The sequence below is a fragment of the Micromonospora sp. NPDC005174 genome (genome assembly GCF_040608495.1).
Classification (GTDB): domain Bacteria; phylum Actinomycetota; class Actinomycetes; order Mycobacteriales; family Micromonosporaceae; genus Micromonospora.
In genome coordinates this window covers 1-18,867 of sequence record NZ_JBEXIJ010000006.1, presented here as the reverse complement: position 1 = coordinate 18,867, position 18,867 = coordinate 1, and the positions used below count along the sequence as shown (strand labels likewise).

Annotated in this window: 14 protein-coding genes; 9 read left to right on the top strand and 5 right to left on the bottom strand. The window is 73.8% G+C overall.

Going from position 1 to position 18,867, the window contains the following annotated elements:
• Positions 1–82: 82 nt before the first annotated feature.
• The 3 genes from ABZU91_RS09265 to ABZU91_RS09255 all read right to left on the bottom strand — a co-directional run bounded on the left by ABZU91_RS09265 (position 83) and on the right by ABZU91_RS09255 (position 2,904).
• Entirely contained in the window at positions 83–1,060 is a 978-nt protein-coding gene (locus ABZU91_RS09265) for a carbohydrate kinase family protein (RefSeq protein ID WP_355236396.1), read from the bottom strand.
• A 176-nt stretch (positions 1,061–1,236) separates the two neighbouring features.
• Positions 1,237–1,605 carry an iron-sulfur cluster insertion protein ErpA gene (gene erpA, locus ABZU91_RS09260; protein ID WP_355236393.1) on the bottom strand — a complete coding sequence of 123 codons (369 nt, stop codon included), beginning with the start codon at positions 1,603–1,605 and terminating at the stop codon, positions 1,237–1,239.
• A gap of 159 nt (positions 1,606–1,764) precedes the next feature.
• Positions 1,765–2,904, bottom strand: a complete 1,140-nt coding sequence (locus ABZU91_RS09255) for a glycerate kinase (RefSeq protein WP_355236390.1) — start codon at positions 2,902–2,904, stop codon at positions 1,765–1,767.
• Between the two features lie 68 nt (positions 2,905–2,972).
• On the opposite strand from ABZU91_RS09255, the gene nadA reads away from it, so the two are divergent.
• The 6 genes from nadA (at position 2,973) to ABZU91_RS09225 (ending at position 13,324) form a co-directional block, all read left to right on the top strand.
• Positions 2,973–4,148: a quinolinate synthase NadA gene (gene nadA, locus ABZU91_RS09250; protein WP_355236387.1), complete on the top strand. Its 1,176-nt coding sequence runs from the start codon at positions 2,973–2,975 to the stop codon at positions 4,146–4,148.
• Between the two features lie 212 nt (positions 4,149–4,360).
• Positions 4,361–5,716, top strand: a complete 1,356-nt coding sequence (gene murA, locus ABZU91_RS09245) for a UDP-N-acetylglucosamine 1-carboxyvinyltransferase (protein WP_124820727.1) — start codon at positions 4,361–4,363, stop codon at positions 5,714–5,716.
• Positions 5,717–5,781: 65 nt separating this feature from the next.
• A complete protein-coding gene (locus ABZU91_RS09240; protein WP_355236383.1) occupies positions 5,782–6,426 on the top strand; it encodes a DUF3043 domain-containing protein in 645 nt (214 codons plus the stop codon).
• A 159-nt stretch (positions 6,427–6,585) separates the two neighbouring features.
• Positions 6,586–7,146, top strand: coding sequence for a helix-turn-helix domain-containing protein (locus ABZU91_RS09235; RefSeq protein WP_355236380.1), 561 nt, complete (start codon positions 6,586–6,588; stop codon positions 7,144–7,146).
• A gap of 374 nt (positions 7,147–7,520) precedes the next feature.
• Positions 7,521–12,281, top strand: coding sequence for a WG repeat-containing protein (locus ABZU91_RS09230; protein WP_355236377.1), 4,761 nt, complete (start codon positions 7,521–7,523; stop codon positions 12,279–12,281).
• A gap of 44 nt (positions 12,282–12,325) precedes the next feature.
• Positions 12,326–13,324 (top strand): aldo/keto reductase family protein, encoded by a 999-nt coding sequence (locus ABZU91_RS09225; protein ID WP_355236374.1) that lies wholly within the window; start codon positions 12,326–12,328, stop codon positions 13,322–13,324.
• A gap of 64 nt (positions 13,325–13,388) precedes the next feature.
• Here the strand turns inward: ABZU91_RS09225 and ABZU91_RS09220 are convergent, their stop codons facing one another.
• Complete coding sequence (locus tag ABZU91_RS09220) at positions 13,389–14,186, bottom strand: site-2 protease family protein (protein ID WP_355236371.1); 798 nt, start codon at positions 14,184–14,186, stop codon at positions 13,389–13,391.
• On the bottom strand, positions 14,186–14,386 hold the full coding sequence (locus tag ABZU91_RS09215) for a hypothetical protein (protein ID WP_196918986.1): 201 nt from the start codon (positions 14,384–14,386) through the stop codon (positions 14,186–14,188). Before ABZU91_RS09215 ends, ABZU91_RS09220 begins: the two co-directional genes overlap by 1 nt.
• Positions 14,387–14,575: 189 nt before the next feature.
• Here ABZU91_RS09215 and ABZU91_RS09210 point away from each other — a divergent pair, with 189 nt between their 5' ends.
• From ABZU91_RS09210 to ABZU91_RS09200, 3 genes are all read left to right on the top strand, one after another.
• A complete protein-coding gene (locus ABZU91_RS09210; protein WP_355236368.1) occupies positions 14,576–16,537 on the top strand; it encodes a bifunctional adenosylcobinamide kinase/adenosylcobinamide-phosphate guanylyltransferase in 1,962 nt (653 codons plus the stop codon).
• Positions 16,527–17,300 (top strand): adenosylcobinamide-GDP ribazoletransferase, encoded by a 774-nt coding sequence (locus ABZU91_RS09205; protein WP_355236364.1) that lies wholly within the window; start codon positions 16,527–16,529, stop codon positions 17,298–17,300. The genes ABZU91_RS09210 and ABZU91_RS09205 overlap by 11 nt, the downstream gene beginning before the upstream one ends.
• A 67-nt stretch (positions 17,301–17,367) precedes the next feature.
• A complete protein-coding gene (locus ABZU91_RS09200) occupies positions 17,368–18,663 on the top strand; it encodes a DUF2314 domain-containing protein (protein WP_355236361.1) in 1,296 nt (431 codons plus the stop codon).
• Positions 18,664–18,867: the final 204 nt, after the last annotated feature.

The window sequence follows — 18,867 nt, the reverse complement described above, 5'->3', positions numbered from 1 at the left end:
TCGAGTTACCGGGAGGTGGCCGCGAGGTTCCCGCGAGCCGTCCGCGCAACGAATTACCCTCGCGCGGCAGACCGATCCGGGACTACGGGAGCAGGTGGGGGCGTACCTCGTCCGCCGCCGTGTCGCCGTACGACTCGGCGAGGCGCTTGACGAACAGGTCGCGGCGTACGTCGTACTCCTGGGTGCCGACCGTCTCGAGGACCAGCGTGGCCAGCAGCGAGCCGACCTGGGCGGCCCGCTCCAGGCCGAGGCCCCAGGAGAGCGCGGTGAAGAAACCGGCCCGGAAGCCGTCGCCGACACCGGTGGGGTCGACGGCCCGGATCTCGCGCGCGATGGGTACGTGGATGGGGTCGATGCCCCGGCCCGCGATCTCCACGCCGTCCTTGCCCAGCGTGGTGACCCGCACCTTGACCAGGTCCAGCAACTGCTCGTCGCTGAGCTGCGCCTTGCTCTGCAGCAGGGACTTCTCGTAGTCGTTGGTCATCAGGTACTCGGCGCCCTCGATCAGCGCGACCACGTCCTCGCCGGGCATCCGGGCGAGCTGCTGGGAGGGGTCGGCGGCGAAGGCGTACCCGCGGGTGCGGCACTCGGCCGAGTGCCGGAGCATCGCCGCCGGGTCGTTGGCGCTGACCAGCACCAGGTCCAGTCCGCCGAGCCGGTCGGCGACGGGGGCCAGTTCGATGTTGCGCGCCTCGCTCATCGCGCCCGCGTAGAACGAGGCGATCTGGCACATGTCGGTGTCGGTGGTGCAGACGAACCGCGCCGTGTGCGCCACCTCACTGATGTGCACCGAGTCGCAGTCGACGCCGTGCCGCTCCAGCCAGGAGCGGTAGTCGGCGAAGTCGGCCCCGACCGCCCCGAGCAGCACCGGGCGCAGCCCGAGCTGCCCCATGCCGAAGGAGATGTTCGCCGCCACCCCGCCACGTCGGAGCACCAGGTCGTCCACCAGGAAGGAGAGCGAAACCTTGTGCAGTTGATCGGCGATGAGCTGGTCGGCGAAGCGACCCGGGAAGCTCATCAGGTGATCGGTGGCGATCGAGCCGGTCACGGCGATCTTCATGTCAACCCTCAGGGTCGGGAGCAGGGCGCGGTCAGCCTACCGGCCCGGCAACCCGGACGTGTCCGGTCGGTCGAGCAACGGCAACCGGCTGGTCACCAGCGTTGCGGGGGGGCGGGCACGACGACGGGGCAGTCCCGTGGGACTGCCCCGTCGTCAGTGGTGCGTGGTGCGCGACCTTAGTTGAACGAGTCGCCGCAGGCGCAGGAGTTGCCCGCGTTGGGGTTGTCGATGGTGAAGCCCTGGGCGTCGATCCGGTCGGCGAAGTCGATCGTCGCGCCGGCCAAATAGGGGGCGCTCATCCGGTCGACGACGACCTCGACGCCACCGAAGTCGGTGACGACGTCACCGTCGAGCGAGCGCTCGTCGAAGAAGAGCTGGTACCGCAGGCCGGAGCAGCCGCCCGGCTGCACCGCGACCCGGAGCCGCAGGTCGTCGCGGCCCTCCTGCTCGATCAGGGCCTTGACCTTCTGCGCCGCGACGTCGGTGATGACGACGGAAGTAGGGGCCTGGGCCTCGGTCGACTCGGTCTGCGCTGGCGTGGTCACGTGGAAGTCTCCCTGCGCGGTCTTGGGTCCGGACGCACTGGCCAACGTCGCGCGCCGTCCAGTGATTCCCGGTTGTGGTCCAGTTCCGATCGTACGCCGCCCCGGCCGGACGTACCCGCGTGGCGGGACCCTCGCCCCAGGTGGGGCGGTGACGAGCGCTCAGCGGCTCCACTGCCGGGCCAGTCGGGCGCCCAGCTCGCGCAGCCCGTCCGCGGGACGGCTCAGCGCGGCGGCGAGCCCGCCGGCCGCCTCGCCGCCGAAGTGCTCCACCAGGCTGTACGCGTCGGTCACACCGGCCGAGGCAGCCTCCCGCCGGCCGGTGCTGACCTGGCCGGCGACCACCACGCAGGGCACCCCACGGTCCCGGGCGGCCCCGGCCACCCCGGCGACCACCTTGCCGCGCAGCGACTGGTGGTCGAAGGACCCCTCCCCGGTGATCACCAGATCGGCGGTGTCCAGGGCGGCGTCCAGCCGGACGGCACGGGTGACCAGACCGATGCCCGACTCGCAGGTGCCACCGAGCGCGAGGATGGCCGCGCCGAGTCCGCCGGCCGCCCCGCCGCCGGGCAGCGCGCCCAGCCCCTCCGGGCAGCCGGGCAGGTCCCGTTCCAGCACCGCCGCGAAGCGCTCCAGGGCGGCGTCGAGCAGCAGCACGTCGGCCCGGTCGGCGCCCTTCTGCGGGCCGAAGACGTTGCTCGCGCCGTGCAGGCCGAGCAGCGGGTTGTCCACGTCGGTGGCGGCGACCAGCCGGGCGTCCCGCAGCCGGGGTACGCCGTCCAACGCGTCGACGGCGGCGAGCGCCGCGCCGCCGTACGGCAGGGCCGCGCCGGCGGTGTCGAGCGGTGTCACACCCAGGGCGGCCAGCATGCCGGCGCCGGCGTCGTTGGTCGCGGAGCCGCCCAGCCCGATCACCACCCTCCGGGCCCCGCTCTCCACGGCGGCGGCCACCAGCAGACCCAGGCCGTACGACGTGGTGGCCTTCGGGTCGCGCTCGGCGGCGGCGAGCAGGTGCAGTCCGCACGCCTGGGCGCTCTCCAGGTAGGCGGTCGCGCCGTCGGCCGTGAGCAGGATCTCACCGGCCGCCGGTCGGCCCAGCGGGTCGACCGTCGACACCGGCAGTCGCCGACCGCCGAGCGCCTCGGCGAGCACCTGGACGAAGCCCGGCCCGCCGTCGGCCAGCGGCCGGATCAGCAGATCGTCGCCGTCGGTCACGCTGCGCCAACCGGCGGCAACCGCGGCGGCGACCTCCGGTGCGGGCAGGGTGCCGGCGAACTTGTCCGGGCAGAGCAGCACGCGCATGCCGAGCAGTGTGGCAGCCCACACCGAGCGGAGCTGCGGCGCGCTCGCGCTGTGGGACCATGGGCTACGTGACTTCGACCTGGGTGGAACCCTCCAACACGGCGACGGCTCTGCTGCTGCTCGGTCGGGGCAGCGACCCCGACACCGAGCGCGGCGTCGAGTGTCCGGGCGACCTTCCGGCGCCCAGCGATCCCGACCTGGTGGCCCGCGCCAGGGCGGCGAAGGCGGAGCTGGGCAGCAAGGTCTTCGTGCTGGGGCACCACTACCAGCGCGACGAGGTGATCCAGTTCGCCGACGTGACGGGTGACTCCTTCAAGCTCGCCCGCGAGGCGGCGGCCCGTCCGGAGGCGGAGTACATCGTCTTCTGCGGCGTGCACTTCATGGCCGAGAGCGCCGACATCCTCACCACGGACACCCAGCGGGTGATCCTGCCCGACCTGGCGGCCGGCTGTTCGATGGCGGACATGGCCGTGTTGGGCCAGGTCGAGGCCGCCTGGGACACGCTGACCGAGCTGGGCATCGCGGATGCGACCGTGCCGGTGACGTACATGAACTCGTCGGCGGACATCAAGGGTTTCGTGGGCCGCAACGGCGGCGTGGTCTGTACGTCGTCGAACGCCAAGCGCGCGCTGGACTGGGCGTTCGAGCAGGGCTCGAAGGTGCTGTTCCTGCCGGATCAGCACCTGGGCCGCAACACGGCGGTGCTGGAGATGGGCATGTCGTTGGACGACTGCGTGCTCTACGACCCGCACAAGCCCGGTGGCGGGCTCACCCCGGAGCAGCTGCGCGGCGCCAGGATGATCCTCTGGCGGGGGCACTGTTCGGTGCACGGCCGGTTCACCCTGGAGAGCGTCAACGACGTACGGGAGCGGGTGCCCGGGGTCAACGTGCTGGTCCACCCGGAGTGCCGGCACGAGGTGGTCACGGCCTCCGACCACGTCGGCTCGACCGAGTACATCATCAAGACGATCGAGGCGGCGCCGGCCGGCTCGGCGTGGGCGCTGGGCACCGAGCTGAACCTGGTCCGCCGGCTGGCCCTGGCGCACCCGGACAAGCAGATCATGTTCCTCGACAAGGCGGTCTGCTACTGCTCGACGATGAACCGGATCGACCTGCCGCACCTGGTGTGGGCGCTGGAGGAGCTGGTCGCGGGCCGGGTGGCCAACCAGATCACGGTGGACGCCGACACGGCGCACCACGCGCGGGTGGCGCTGGACCAGATGCTCGCCCTCCCCGGAGCGTGATCACGATAAGTGACGTCTCTGGTACACAAAAGTGCCGGATCACCGATTAATGCCACACACGCCGGTCTGACCGAGTCCTTTTTCGTCACCGAGGGCTATGCTGCCGAAGCGACGACGCGAGCGGGCCGTTTCGATATGGCCGCATCCGGGGTAGCGACAAGGTTCACGCTCCCCACCATCAACACAGCAGCACCGAAGCGCTGGAGGTTGCGTTGACCGACGACGTCCTGGTCGTGCACGGAGGTACTCCGCTCGAAGGGCGGATCCGCGTGCGCGGCGCGAAGAACCTGGTTTCGAAGGCGATGGTCGCCGCACTGCTGGGCGACAGCCCGAGCCGGCTGTTCGACGTGCCGAAGATCCGAGACGTCGAGGTGGTCCGGGGTCTGCTCGGTCTGCACGGCGTCAAGGTGACGGACGGTGCCGAGGACGGCGAGCTCGTCTTCGACCCGGCGAACGTGGAGAGCGCCAGCACGGACCAGATCAACGTGCACGCCGGTTCGAGCCGCATCCCGATCCTGTTCTGCGGGCCGCTGCTGCACCGGCTGGGGCACGCGTTCATCCCGGACCTGGGCGGCTGCCACATCGGCCCGCGTCCGATCGACTTCCACCTGCAGGCACTGCGGGAGTTCGGCGCGACGGTCGAGAAGCGGCCCGAGGGTCTGCACCTGTCCGCCCCGAACGGGCTGCACGGCACCAAGTTCGCCCTGCCCTACCCGAGTGTCGGGGCCACCGAGCAGGTGCTGCTGACCGCGGTCATGGCCGAGGGCGTCACCGAGCTGCGCAACGCCGCCGTGGAGCCGGAGATCATCGACCTGATCTGCATCCTGCAGAAGATGGGCGCGATCATCAAGGTCCACACGGACCGGGTGATCGAGATCCAGGGCGTACCGAAGCTGCACGGCTACACCCACCGGCCGATCCCGGACCGGATCGAGGCCGCGAGCTGGGCCGCCGCCGCGCTGGCCACCCGTGGTCACGTCGAGGTGCTCGGCGCGCAGCAGGCCGACATGATGACCTTCCTGAACATCTTCCGGTCCGTCGGCGGCGAGTACGAGGTCACCGACGCCCGCGCGCCGAAGCTGGGCGACCCGGGTCAGGAGGGTGGCATCCGCTTCTGGCACCCCGGCGGCGAGCTGAACGCCGTCGCGCTGGAGACCGACGTACACCCGGGCTTCATGACCGACTGGCAGCAGCCGCTGGTCGTGGCCCTGACCCAGGCCCGCGGCCTGTCGATCGTGCACGAGACGGTCTACGAGCAGCGGCTCGGCTACACCGAGGCGCTGAACTCGATGGGCGCCAACATCCAGGTCTACCGGGACTGCCTGGGCGGCACCCCGTGCCGCTTCGGCCGGCGCAACTTCAAGCACTCGGCAGTCATCGCCGGGCCGAGCAAGCTGCACGCCGCCGACCTGGTCATCCCGGACCTGCGGGCCGGTTTCAGCCACCTGATCGCGGCGCTCGCGGCCGAGGGCACCTCCCGGGTGTACGGCGTCGACCTGATCAACCGGGGCTACGAGGACTTCGAGGCGAAGCTCGCCGACCTGGGCGCGCACGCCGAGCGCCCGTAACCTCTCGCACCAATCGTTCGGCCCGACGGCTCCAGGTCCGCGTTGCGACCTGGAGCCGTCGCCCGATGCACCGCGATGTGCACCGGGCGCGGACCGTTGGCTACCCTTGCCCCGTGCCGTCGCTCTTTCGCCGCAAGTCCACCGACCTCGTCGACGAGGCCGTCTCCTCGGTGACCCCCGAGGAGACCGCCGCCGATCGTTCCCGCGGCTACACCCCGGCCAAGGGTCGGGAGACGCCGAAGCGGCCCACGGTCGGTCGACGACCGGCCGGCCCGAGCCGTCCCCTCACCAAGGAGGAGGAACGGGAGCGGCGTCGCCAACTGCGGGCGGAAGCCGCGGCGGATTTCCGCCGCGAGGGTGGCCCCCGCGACCGCGGCCCGGAGCGGCTGCTGGCCCGCAACGTGGTCGACTCCCGTCGTACCGTCGGCACCTGGTTCTTCGGCGGCGCGCTGATCGTGCTGATCGGCTCGAACGCGGCGATGCCGCCGGTGGTCCGGTTGATCTCCAACGTGCTCTGGGGCGCTCTCGCCCTGGGTGTGGTCGTCGACTCGCTGCTGATCTGTCGCAAGATCGGCAAGCTGGTCCGGGAGCGCTTCCCGAAGACCGACCAGCGGATGGGCTCGCTCTACCTGTACGCCGTGATGCGGTCGATCACCTTCCGGCGGATGCGCACCCCGGCGCCCGCGGTGAAGCTCGGCGACAAGGTCTGATCCCGGCGCGCCGGCGCGGCCCTGGCCGCGTTGGGGGCACAGGACGTCGGGAAACGTCCGGGCAGCGGCCGTTCGTTGTACCGTGCGCGTAGTCCAGCACTGTGCACAGGTCGCCCGTTGTTCGTGACCGCGAACGATGATCCAGTGGAGCGAACACGCATGCCCGGAGAACCGGCTGCCCCGTCGGCCAGCATCGCCGCCGCCCTGCGCCGCGAACGCGAGCGGGGCGGTGTCTCGCTGACCGAGTTGGCCGCTCGGGCGGGGGTCGCCGAGTCCACGCTCCTCGAACTGGAGGCGGGCTCCGGCAACCCGAGCGTGGAGACGCTGTGGGCGATTGGCGTGGCGCTGGGCGTACCGTTCAGCCGGCTCGTCGAGCCGACGGCCGACGACTTCCGGGTGATCCGTGCCGGCCAGGGGCCCCGGGTCGGCTCCGAGCAGGCCGACTTCACCGGAACGCTGCTCAGCGCCGGAACGTCGCAGGCCCGCCGGGACATCTACCTGATCGAGTTGGAGCCCGGCGCGGTCCGGGAGGCGGACGGACACACTCCGCACAGCGTCGAGCACGTGGTGGTGGCCGCCGGGCGGCTCCGGGTGGGACCCGAGACCGGCGTGGTCGACCTCGGTCCGGGTGACTACGCGACGTTCGCCGGCGACACCCCGCACCGGTACGAGGCGCTGGTCGCCGGGACCTTCGCCGTCCTCGTCATGGAGCATCCCTGACCCGATGCCCTGGTCCGTCCCGTCGGTGGGTGGGGTATCGTCGTAGCTCAGATTCGGTTATCGACCTAAATGTCCGGAACCATGGGATAACGTTTGCGCCCGTGGCCGGTGCCACAGTGGCGGTGAGCGAGTCCGCGCCGTTACCCTCCATCCGCAGCCACGCCCTGCCGGAACGGGCGACCCGACCGGCACGCGAGGCCCCAGCGCGACAATGTGCAACGAGGTGACAACGCCGTGAGCGAGCGGACGCGAGCCGGCCACCGGAGCGTGGCAGGCGGCGACCGGACGCCCAGGCGGCAGCAGGGCGGGAGCGCGGACACCTCACCGTCGACGGGGAGCGGCCGAGCGGTCGGGTGTGGCGACGGGCTCGCCGGATGAACGGCCGCTACACCGACCGGTGGCGGGACCCGAACGAACCGTCCTGGGTGGTCGAACCGACCACCGAATGGCAACCCCAGTTCCCCGGCCAGCGCTATCCCGGCGACATCGGCGCCACCCACCAGCCCCCACCGCCGCGCGGACGGGCGAGCGCGATCGGTCGTGCCGAGGTGCCGCCGCTCGCACCCACCCGTCCGGACGGCACCTACCTCGGCCGATCCTGGGCCGACGAGCCTCCGGCCGAGCCCGACGGCCGCTGGCGGGCGGACGACGAGCCGGGCGAGTCCTACGGCTGGCCACGTGGCGACGAGCGGACGACCGACGGCTCCCGCAACGGCCGCTCCGAGACCGCGTACTACGACCACGAGCCGTACCGCCGGCCACTTCCCGAGCCGCCCCGTCGGGAGGAGCGCCGCTCCTCCGAGTCGGACCGGCGTACCGCCTGGTCCGACCGACGCGCCGCCGACGACCGGGTGCCCGGCCGCGAGGCCGCCTGGCACCGCGAACAGCCCGCTTCCGAGGGGTACGACAGCCGCCGGCGCCGACCCGAGCCGGCCGACCGGGACCAGGCGTACCCGATGGCGCCGCCGGTCTCCCCCGGGCCGTACTCCCCGGCCGCGCGCAACGATCCCGGCTGGGTGACCGAGCCGGACGAGCCACCGCGCCGACGGGGCACGCCGGATCGACCGCCCGTCGGCCACGAGCGACAGCCGGGTGACGGGTACGGCTCCCGACCGGCCCGGAGCCACGACGGCCGCCAGACCGACGGCCGCCCCACCGACGGCCGCCCCACCGACGGCTGGGCCGCCGAGGGTGCCGGCCAGTGGGCGCCCATCGACAGCCGCTCCCGCTCCCGCTCCGACGGTCAGCCCGACCGCCGCCCCGACGACCTCCGCCGCTCGGAGCGCCGCTCCGACGACACCCGACAGCCGGAGCGCCGCTCCGACGACACCCGACAGCCGGAGCGCCGCTCCGACGACACCCGACAGCCGGAGCGGGTCGTCGCCGACGACGCCCGCCGCGCGGGACGCTGGGCCGACGAGGCTCGCCGGTCGGAGCGGGGCGTCACCGATGACCGGTCGCGGGTGGAGGGTGGTCCCGGTGCGCCCACCGACCGGCAGCGTCGGCCGGAGGACGGATTCGGGCCGCCCCAGACCTCCGAGGGCGGACGGCGACGCCGCCCCGAACCGGAGCCGCCGGAGCAGTCCCGCCGCGACGACGAGCGCCGCCGCCCCGACGTCGACCCGCACCGCCAGCAACCCCGCGAGGCGGCGGCCCGCGCCGAGGCGTACCCGGACCGTCGCCCGCGCGAGACCACGAGGCCGGAGCCGTACCGCGACGAGGCGTACCGCGAGGGCCGGCCGCAGCCCGACTCCCGCTCGGGTGGCGGTCTGCCCTGGCCGCCGCCCGGCCCGGTGCATCCCGACCGCACCCGGGAGCCGGGCTACCGGCCCGAGCCACACCGCGACCCCGAGCCGCGCGTCGGCTCGCGGCCCCCGGCCGGCCCCGCGCGGCCACCGGCGGAACCGCCCCGGTACGACGAACGGCAGGCGCGCCCCGCCGCGAGCGCATCGCCCACCTACAGTCGGGCCACACCGGTCCCGCCCACACCTGTCTCCCCCGCCACGCCGGGCACCGGCCGGACGGCTCCGGTTCGCCCGGTGCCGCCGGAGCGCCCGGTGTCCCCCGCCGCTCCCGGACGGGACCGGCCCGTCTCGCCCGCCCCCGCCGACCACGAGCGGCGACCCTCGACGTCGTCCACGCGCTCCGAGCACGACTGGCCGGTGTCAGCCACACCGGTGTCCCCGGCGGCGGACGTTCCGGTCTCCGGGCCGCCCGCCGCCCGGCTGCGGGTGGAGTTCCTGCCCGCCCCGGTGGATCCCCCGTCGTCCGACGAACAGCAGGCGCCGCCGACCCGGCCCGAGCCTCGCAGGACGACCGAAGCAGCGTCGACGACGGACGCTCGGCCCACCACGCCACCGCGCTATCCCGGCCCGGACAGCCGTCCACCTGCCGCGCCGCCGCCCACGTGGCAGCGGCCGGACGAGCCCGCCGCGCGTCAGACGCCTACGTCGGCCGTACCCGACGTCGAGCCGGTGCTCCCGATCGCCCCGGGCGTGCCGCGTCGCTACGTGCCTCCGACGCCCTCCGAAGCGTCCGTGCCCAGCGCACCGGAGCCGACGGAGACGCCGGTCCGGGGGCCCGACGCCTGGTTCAGTTCCGCCGCGCAGCCGGTCGAGTCCGATCAGGACGCGACGTCGACGGACGACGCGACGGTTCCCGGGTCGACGGGGGATCGAACACCGCTCGACCGGCCGGCTGGGGCACCGCCGCAGACCGAGGACGCGCACGACGGTTCGGCCGAGCCGCCGGTCGACGGCCCTTCGGCCGAACAGCGGCCCGATGTCACCGTCGAGGCTGCCGCGACGTCGGTCTCCGCTCCGCCGGCCGACACGTCCTCGCCACCGTCGAACCGGCCGGTGTCCGCACCGCCAACCGACCAGACCGCCACACGGCCCATCTCGGCACCACCGGTCTCGGCCCGGCCCGTCTCGGCACCACCCGTCGACGCAGCGCCCGTCTCCGGACCGCCAGCGGCTCCGGCCCCGGTCGCACCGCACGCCTGGTCGGACGACCTGTTCGACGACGTGGACCACGAACGGACGACTACCGCCCCGGTATCCGACCAGGATGAGCGTCCGGGCTCCGGCGAGACGCCGGGGTGGCAGAGCGAGTCCACTGCGGACGACGGGTACGAGGTGGCCGGCCCGCCGGACGCACCGTCGACCGCCGCCACCAGCTCGGATTCGTCGAACCGGTCGGCGTCGGCGGTGCCCGGGCCGGCCGGCGCGTACCCGTCGAGCGGCACACCGGACACCGACTCCGAGCCCGAGCCGGTCACCGGGACGACCCACACGACGCCCGGGCCCCCGACGGAGGTGTCCGCCGGGGCAGAGCCCGTGGCGACATCCACGCCGCCCCCGCCCACCCCGTCGACGGCGGTCACACCGCCGACCGCGCCCGTGTCGGCACCGCCGGCCGAACCCGCGCCCGCCCTCGCGCCGTCCGCCACAGCCGACTCCACGCCGGATGCACCGGCGGAGACCGCCTCCACGCCAACCGCCACCCCCACGCCGACCGCCACCGAACCGACCTCCCCGTTGACCACGGCCGCCGAACGGCCCGCCGCCCCCGAACCCCCCGCCGCGGCGGAACCCGTCTCCGCGCCACCGGCCCAGGCCGGAGCTGTCTCCGCGCCAGCGGCCGAGGCCGTCGACTCGCCACCCGACGCGACCGAACCCGTCTCCGCGCCACCCGCCGCCGAACCCGTCTCCGGACCGCCAGCAACACCCACCCCCGTACCCGCCGCCGTCATCCCCGGGCCGCGTGAGGCGCCGTCCGAGACGGACGCGCCCGTGTCGGCGCCTCCAAGCACGGCTACGAAGCCGGCGCGGCCCTCGCTCGCCGACGAGGGCGACCCGGAGCAGGTCCTGGCCGCGTATCGCTGGCGGCTGGACCCGGTGACCCTGCGCGAGGAGCTGACCGAGCCGGACGGCATGCGCGCCATCCGCCGGCGGTTGACCGGGAAGTTGGGCACGGCCGTCGACAACCGGGCCCGGGCGCGCCTGCTCAGCCTGCGCGCGGTGGCCTCGCGGATCCTCGGCGACCTCGACGACGCGTTGGCCGACGGACGCCTCGCGCTCACGTACGCGGAGGCCACCGGTGAGCTGCGCCGAACCGCGCTGGCACAGGCGCGACTGGCTCACGTCCTACGGTGGCGAGGTGACTTCGCCGAGGCCGACCAGCTCTTCGCGGAGGCCAACTCGATCGAGCTGCCCGACCGGTTGCGCGCCGCCCTGCACGAGCACGCCGGGCGGTCCTGCTATGACCAGGGCCGGCTGATGGAGGCCTGCCACCACTTCGAGCGGGCGCTCGACCTGCGCGGCGCCGCCGACGCCGAGCTGCTGGACCGGGTGCGGGTGGCCCTCGACGCGGTCACCGTGCGGGCATCGGCGGACGGCTTCGGGCCGTACCTCCGGAGCCGGGACGAGGTGCTCGACCGTGACCGTCCCCCGCAGCCGGACCGCGACGGACCGCTGTGGGGCTACACCGACCAGGCCGGCGAGGTGGTCGTCCCCGCCCGGTACGCGGAGGCGCAGCCGTTCCACGACGGGCTGGCCTGGGTCCGGCGGCCGGACACCGACCGGTGGTCGCTGATCAACATGCTGGGTACGACGGTGATCCCGCCGTCGTTCCGGGCGGTGCGCCCGTTCAGCGACGGCCTGGCCTGGGTGGTCACCGACGGCGGCTGGACGGCGATCGACCCGACCGGCGCGGTGCAGGTCCCGCCGAACTTCGCCGACGTACGGCCGTTCCGCCGCGGCCTGGCCGCGGTGAAGCGCGAGGGCTGGGGGGCTGTCGACCGGACCGGACGGATCGTGGTGCCGACCCGCTACCACGCCTTCGTCACCGAGTTGACCGACGCGGGGCCGGTCGACGGTTTCACCGACGAGGGTCTCGCGGTCGTCGACGTGGCCGGCCGGCGCGGTGTGGTGGATCGCACGGGCACGGTGCTGGTGCCACCGTCGTACCCGGTGGTGGTCATCCACCCGGTGGCGTTCCTCGTCAGCGGCGGCGGTCGGTGGGGCGCTCTCGACCGTCGGGGCGCGTCACTGATCGACCTGGTGCATCCCGATCGCGGGGCGGTGCTGGAGGAGATCGACCGGCTGCTGACCGACGCCAATCCCGTGCTCTGAGTCGCCGCTCGGCGATCGTGATCCACCGGAGTTAGGGTCGGGACATGGAATTCCGACACCTGGGCCGTTCCGGCCTGCTCGTCAGTGAGATCTCGTACGGCAACTGGATCACCCACGGTTCCCAGGTCGAGGAGGACGCGGCGTTCGCATGTGTGCGGGCCGCCCTCGACGCGGGGATCACCACCTTCGACACCGCCGACGTGTACGCCGGCACCCGGGCCGAGGACGTGCTCGGCCGGGCGCTGGAGAGCGAGCGTCGCGAGGGCCTGGAGATCTTCACCAAGGTCTACTGGCCGACCGGGCCGGGTCGCAACGACCGTGGCCTGTCCCGCAAGCACATCATGGAGTCGATCAACGGCTCGCTGCGCCGGCTGCGTACCGACTACGTGGACCTCTACCAGGCCCACCGGTACGACTACAGCACGCCGCTGGAGGAGACGATGGAGGCGTTCGCCGACGTCGTGCACTCCGGCAAGGCGCACTACATCGGCGTCTCCGAGTGGACCGCCGAGCAGCTGCGCGCCGCCCACCCGCTCGCCCGTGAGCTGCACGTCCCGCTGGTCTCCAACCAGCCTCAGTATTCGTTGCTGTGGCGGGTCATCGAGGCCGAGGTCGTACCGGCCAGCGAGGAGCTGGGCATCGGGCAGATCGTCTGGTCGCCGATGGCGCAGGGCGTGCTCTCCGGCAAGTACCTGCCGGGGCAGCCGCCGCCGGCCGGTTCCCGCGCCACCGACGAGAAGTCCGGCGCGAACTTCATCGCCCGGTTCATGAACGACGACGTGCTCACCCGGGTGCAGCGGCTCAAGCCGCTCGCCGAGCAGGCCGGCCTGAGCATGGCCCAGCTCGCCGTGGCGTGGGTTCTGCAGAACCCGAACGTCTCGTCGGCGATCATCGGCGCGTCCCGGCCCGAGCAGGTGCACGACAACGTCAAGGCGGCCGGGGTCACGCTCGACGCCGAGCTGCTCAAGGCCATCGACGAGATCGTCGAGCCGGTCGTCGAGCGGGACCCGGCCAAGACCGAGTCTCCCGCGCAGCGACCCTGACCCAAGGACCGGTCCGGTCGGCGCGCCCGCGCCGGCCGGACCGGACACCTCAGGTCAGCTCGACTCAGCTCTGCCAGAAGCGGATCAGGTCCAGGCCGGCGGCGTACAGCCAGGACGGCAGACCGAGCAGGTCACCGACCGCGAAGACCGCGTCGAAGAACCAGCCGCCGATACGCGGGTTCCACAGCAGTGCGAAGAGCAGAAGAAAGCCGTACGGGGCGAACAGGTCGTACATCCTGCGCCACTGCGGGTTGAGCCACGGCTGGATCATGTTGCCGCCGTCGAGACCGGGCACCGGCAGCAGGTTGAGCACGCTCGCGGTGAGTTGCAGGAACGCCAGCAGCGCCACACCGGCCCAGAACTCGACCGGGCCTCCCGAGGTGGTACCGATTCGTACCGCGAGCACGAGCAGCAACGTGAACAGCACGTTGGTCGCCGGACCGGCGAGGCTCACCAGGGTGTGCCGCAGCCGTCCCGGGATGGCGTGCCGGTCCACCCACACCGCGCCGCCGGGCAAGCCGATGCCACCGAGCAGCACGACCACCACCGGCAGCACGATCGACAGCAGCGGGTGGGTGTACTTGAACGGGTTGAGCGTCAGGTAGCCACGGTGGGCGATGTCCCGGTCGCCGGCGCGGTAGGCGACGACCGCGTGGGCGTACTCGTGCAGGCAGAGCGACACCAGCCAGCCGGAGACGACGAACAGGAACACGTCGAAGCGGACGCTGCCGTAGCCGTTCCAGGCCAGCACTCCGCTGACCGCGAAGAGCGCGACCAGGCCGAGGAAGACCGGACTGGGCCGGAACGCCGCCCTCGGCACGCCGAGCACCAGTTTGTCGGCGCCCGGCCGGTCGTACGCCATCACTCGGCCGTGGGCAGCAGGCTCATCCGGTACTCCACCCGGTCGTCCTCCACGAGCGCGACCGAGGTGACGCCGGACGCCGCGAGTTCACGCCAGGTCTGACCGATCCAGGATTCGGCGTCGGCCTGGCTGCTGAACGACTCCGCCGGTCCCTCGACCGTCTGGCCGTCCGTGCCCTCGTACCGCCAGCTCCACGCCATGCCGCGTCTCCCCTCGCCGCTGAAGTCCCGGTGGGACGAACCCCCGCCAGCGTAGTCGGCCCGGCGCGCAACGGCCCCTCGCCCACCTCCGGGGCCGTCGGAGTCCGCCGAGCGTCGGGATCGGGACGGCCTTCGCGCGAGCGCCGGGCCGGCAGGCAGAGCGACCCCGGGCGGCCTTAAGGTACGGGCATGTCCGTTGACGGGTGGAACACGGTCCTGGTGCTCGGCGGTATCCGGTCCGGCAAATCCGAGTTCGCCGAGTCCCTGGTCGCCGACGCGCCGGTGGTGCGCTACGTCGCCACCGCGCCGCAGGGCGACCCGGAGGACACCGAGTGGGCGACCCGACTGGCGACGCACCGCGCCCGCCGGCCGGGTAGCTGGACCACCGAGGAGACCGCCGGGGAGCCGCGCCGGCTGGCGGACGTGCTCGCGTCCGCCGAGCCCAACGAGACGCTTCTCGTGGACGACCTGGGTGGCTGGGTGACAGTGCTGCTCGACCCGGAGTACCAGCCCGCCGACGACGTGGCGACGATCGCCGAGCTGGCCGAGGCGATCCGCTCCTGCGCGGCGCGGGTGGTGCTGGTCAGCCCCGAGGTGGGGCTGTCGCTGGTGCCGACCACCCCGCTGGGGCGGGCGTTCACCGACGCGCTCGGCGCGGCCAACCGCGCGGTCGCGGACGCCTGCGACGCCGTGGTGCTGGTGGTCGCCGGCCAACCCGCCTGGTTGAAGCCGGCCACCCCGGCCACCCCGGCCGCCGCGCCCGCCGCGCCGACCGGGTCCGCCTCGGTCGGCTCGGTGCGTACGACCGCGCGGCACGCCGCCCCGAGCCAGGGCACCCCGGGTCGGGCTGACGCGGCCCTCGGCGACGCGGAGCCCACGCCCGAGGTACAGCTCCCCGAGGTCCTGACGCACACCCCGCCGGCCGCGCCGAACCAGGAGCCGGGCATCCCCTGGGCCGCGCCGACCATGGCGCTGCCGATGGTGGCCACCGGGCTGGTCATCCAGCCGGGCATGGAGCTGCCGATGCCCGACGAGTACGCGGGCCCGCAGGCGGTGGACCGGCTGGCGACGCTGGACGTGCCGGGCGCGGGGCTGGGTGTCCTGGACCGGGTGGTCGGCTTCGCCGCCGCCACCCAGGGCACCTCGTCGCCGGTCGCCTGGGGTTCGGTGCGGGTGCTGCTGCTCAACGGCGACCACGCGGGCGGCGCCTCCGCCGGCACCGTCGCCGGCGAGTCGGCTCGGCGCGCCGCGCAGGCCCGCGCCGGCCGGGGCGCACTGGCCCGGCTGGCCGCCGAGGCCGGCGCGAGCCTCCAGGTCGTGGACACTCCCGCCGCCGCCCCGATGGAGACCCAGCCCGCGCTCGCCGGCGAGCAGGTCGAGTCGGCGCTGCGCTACGGCTGGCGGCTGGCCGAGCAGGCGGCCGACGCGGGCGTACAACTGCTGGTCCTGGGTGCGTGCGGGGCGGGCACCGAGGCGGCGGCGGCGGCCGTGCTGGCGGCCACCGCCGGCGCGGAACCGCCCTCCGTGCTGGGTCGGGTGATCACCGAGTCCGGTGAGATCGACGACGCGGCCTGGATGGTCCGCTGCGCGGCCGTGCGGGACGCCCTGCATCGCACCCGCCGCTCGCCACGCAGTGCCAAGGACGTGCTGGCCGAGCTGGGTGGCGGCGACGTGGCCGTGGCGACCGGCGTGCTGCTGGGCGCGACCGCCCGCCGGGTGCCGGTGCTGCTGGACGGGCCGGTCGGGTTGGCGGCCGGGATGGTCAGTCGTGACCTCGCCGGGCAGGCGCGGCACTGGTGCCTGCTGGCCGACCACGGCCAGCACCCCGCGGTGCGGTTGGCCGCCGACGTGCTCGGCCTCACGCCCCTGCTCGACCTCCGGCTGGACCTCGGCGAGGGTGCGAACGCCCTGGTCGCGCTGCCGATGCTGCGCTCGGTGCTGGCGCTGGCCGCCGCACTGCCGGTCCACCCGTCGCTCACCGGCGACGCCGACCCGGACGGGCCCGACGAGCCGGAACCCGAGTACGACGACGAGCCCGCGTACACCGGGCCCGACTACACCGACCCGGAGTTCGTCGAGCCGGAGCCGGCCGGGCCGGGCCCCACCCGCACCGGGGCCGACGAGCCGGCGTCGGGCTGGCGTGCCGGCTGAGTCGCGGTTCGTCGCGGGCGTCCGGCTCGCCGTCACCACCTTCAGCACGCTGCCGGTACACGCCGGGCGGATCGACCGCCCGGTGGCGGGTACGGCGATGGCGCTCGCCCCGGCCGTCGGCGCGCTGCTCGGCGTACTCCTGGGTGGTGTCCTGCTCCTGACCGGTCTGCTCGCGCCCCCGCTGGTGGCCGCCGGCGTCACGGTGGGCATCGCCGCCGTGCTGACGCGGGGGCTGCACCTGGACGGGCTGGCCGACACGGTGGACGCGCTCGGCTCGTACCGCCGGGGCGCCGCCGCCCTGGAGATCATGAAGAAGCCGGACGTCGGGCCGTTCGGCGTCGTGGCGCTGGTGGTCGTACTCCTGGTGCAGGCCGCCGCACTCGCCGACCTGGCCGGGCGGTCGTGGCCGGCGTGCCTCGCGGCGGTGGTCGCGGCGACCGCCGCCGGCCGCCTCGGCGTCACGGTGGCGTGTCGGCGCGGCGTGCCCGCGGCCCGGCCGGACGGCCTGGGCGCCATGGTGGCCGGCACGGTCGGCCCGGCGGCCCTGACCGTCGGCGCGGTCGCCGTCCTGCTGCTGGCGGTGCCCGCGGTGCCGGGCCGCCCGTGGCAGGGGCCACTCGCCGTCGTGACCGCGCTGGCCGTCGCGGTGCCGCTGCTGAACCACGTGGTACGCCGGCTCGGCGGCATCACCGGCGACGTGCTCGGCGCGACCGTCGAGGTGGTCACCACGCTGGTCTACCTGGGTGTGGTGCTGTCCGGCTGAAGCTGGCACGCGCGGCCGGGTAGCGTTCGGCTCGACAACACCGGCGCGGCCACCGGGGGAAACGAACATGCTCATCACGGACGACTTCCTGCCCGTCCCGGTGCCGGAGTCGCTCAGCGCGACCTACCTGGTGCCGATGGCAGGGCTACCGAAGGTCAGCGCGAAGACGGCGGTGGCGGCGCTGACCGGCCGGCTGGCCGAACCTGTGCACGGGCTCGCCCGGCAGATGCTGGACAGCCCGCTGATGAGTGTGGACACCCGGCCGATCGCCGAATTCCCGGCGCTGCCGCCGGACCTGCTCACCGCGTTCGGCGCCACCGAGGAGCAGTTGGCCCGGCTGGCGGCGGCGACACACCTGGTGGTGGTGCAGGCCGAGTACCGGCCCGGTTGGCCGCCGGCACACGAGTGGGCGGCACGGGCGGTGGCGGCGGCGGTCGCCGAGTCCGTCGACAGCGACGTGGTGGACGTCTTCGGCCTCCAGTTCCTTGACCCGGCGACCGCGCTGCGCTCGCTCCCCGACGAGCAGGGCCGCATCCGACTGGTCGACTGGGTGCTGGTGCCGTACTCGTCCGACGCCGAGGGGCTGTGGTTCACCACGAAGGGGCTGCGTCGCTTCGGGCTGCTGGAGTTGCAGACCCAGGGTGTGCCCGACCACCTCACCCGCGCCTGGGGTGCGGTGATGACCGGGGCGGCCCGTCGGCTGCTGCGGGACTGGACCGACGGCCTCAACGGCGAGGAGGTGCCGGCCTTCGTGCAACTGCCGGTGCTCGCCACCGTCACCGGGCACGACATCGCCGTGGCGTACGGCAACCCGGAGCAGCACGGCGCGACGGCCCCGGTGCTGCTGCGCCTGGAACTGGACCCGGCGACCGACCCGGAGGCCGACTCGTTCCTGAGCCTGCGCCCGCCGGCCGGGCACCCCGGCCCGGACGGGCGCTACTACGCCGCCGCCTGCGCGACCCTGTTCTCCGGCATCCAGCCGGACGTGCGCTACGCCCGCTCGGGTGACGCGATGAGCCGTGCGGTAGCCACCGCCCGCGCCGCGCTGGGCGACGCCCGGGCCCGCTTCGTCGCCGGCCACCTGCCGGCCGAGTCGCAACTGGTGGTCAAGTACGGCCTGCCGGGCGACGACGGCCCGGAGTACGTCTGGGCGGGCGTGACGTCGTGGGAGACCCCGGAGCGGATCGTCGGCGTCAGCGCCAGCGACGCGGCGACCGACGAGAGCGTACGGATCGGCGCCCCGGTGGTGGTCGAGTCGACCGACGTCGTCGACTGGGCGGTCCTGGACGCGACCGGAGTCATCGAAGGCGGCTGGACCCAAGCAGTCCTAGATTCCGGCGAACCCCCCACCCCAACCCCCTAACCCCCCCGGCCCCCCGGCCCCCCGGCCCCCGCCCCCGCCCCGAGCGCGTTGATCATGAAGTTATTGCCACCGCTGTCGGCGTGTCCTGGCAATAACTTCATGATCAACCGGGTGGGGGGCGGGGGGCCGGGGGTGCCCGGTCTGCCACGGGGCCGGTGTGACGAACCGCAACCAGGGGTCGTTCAGCTTCTCCGAGCCGTGCGG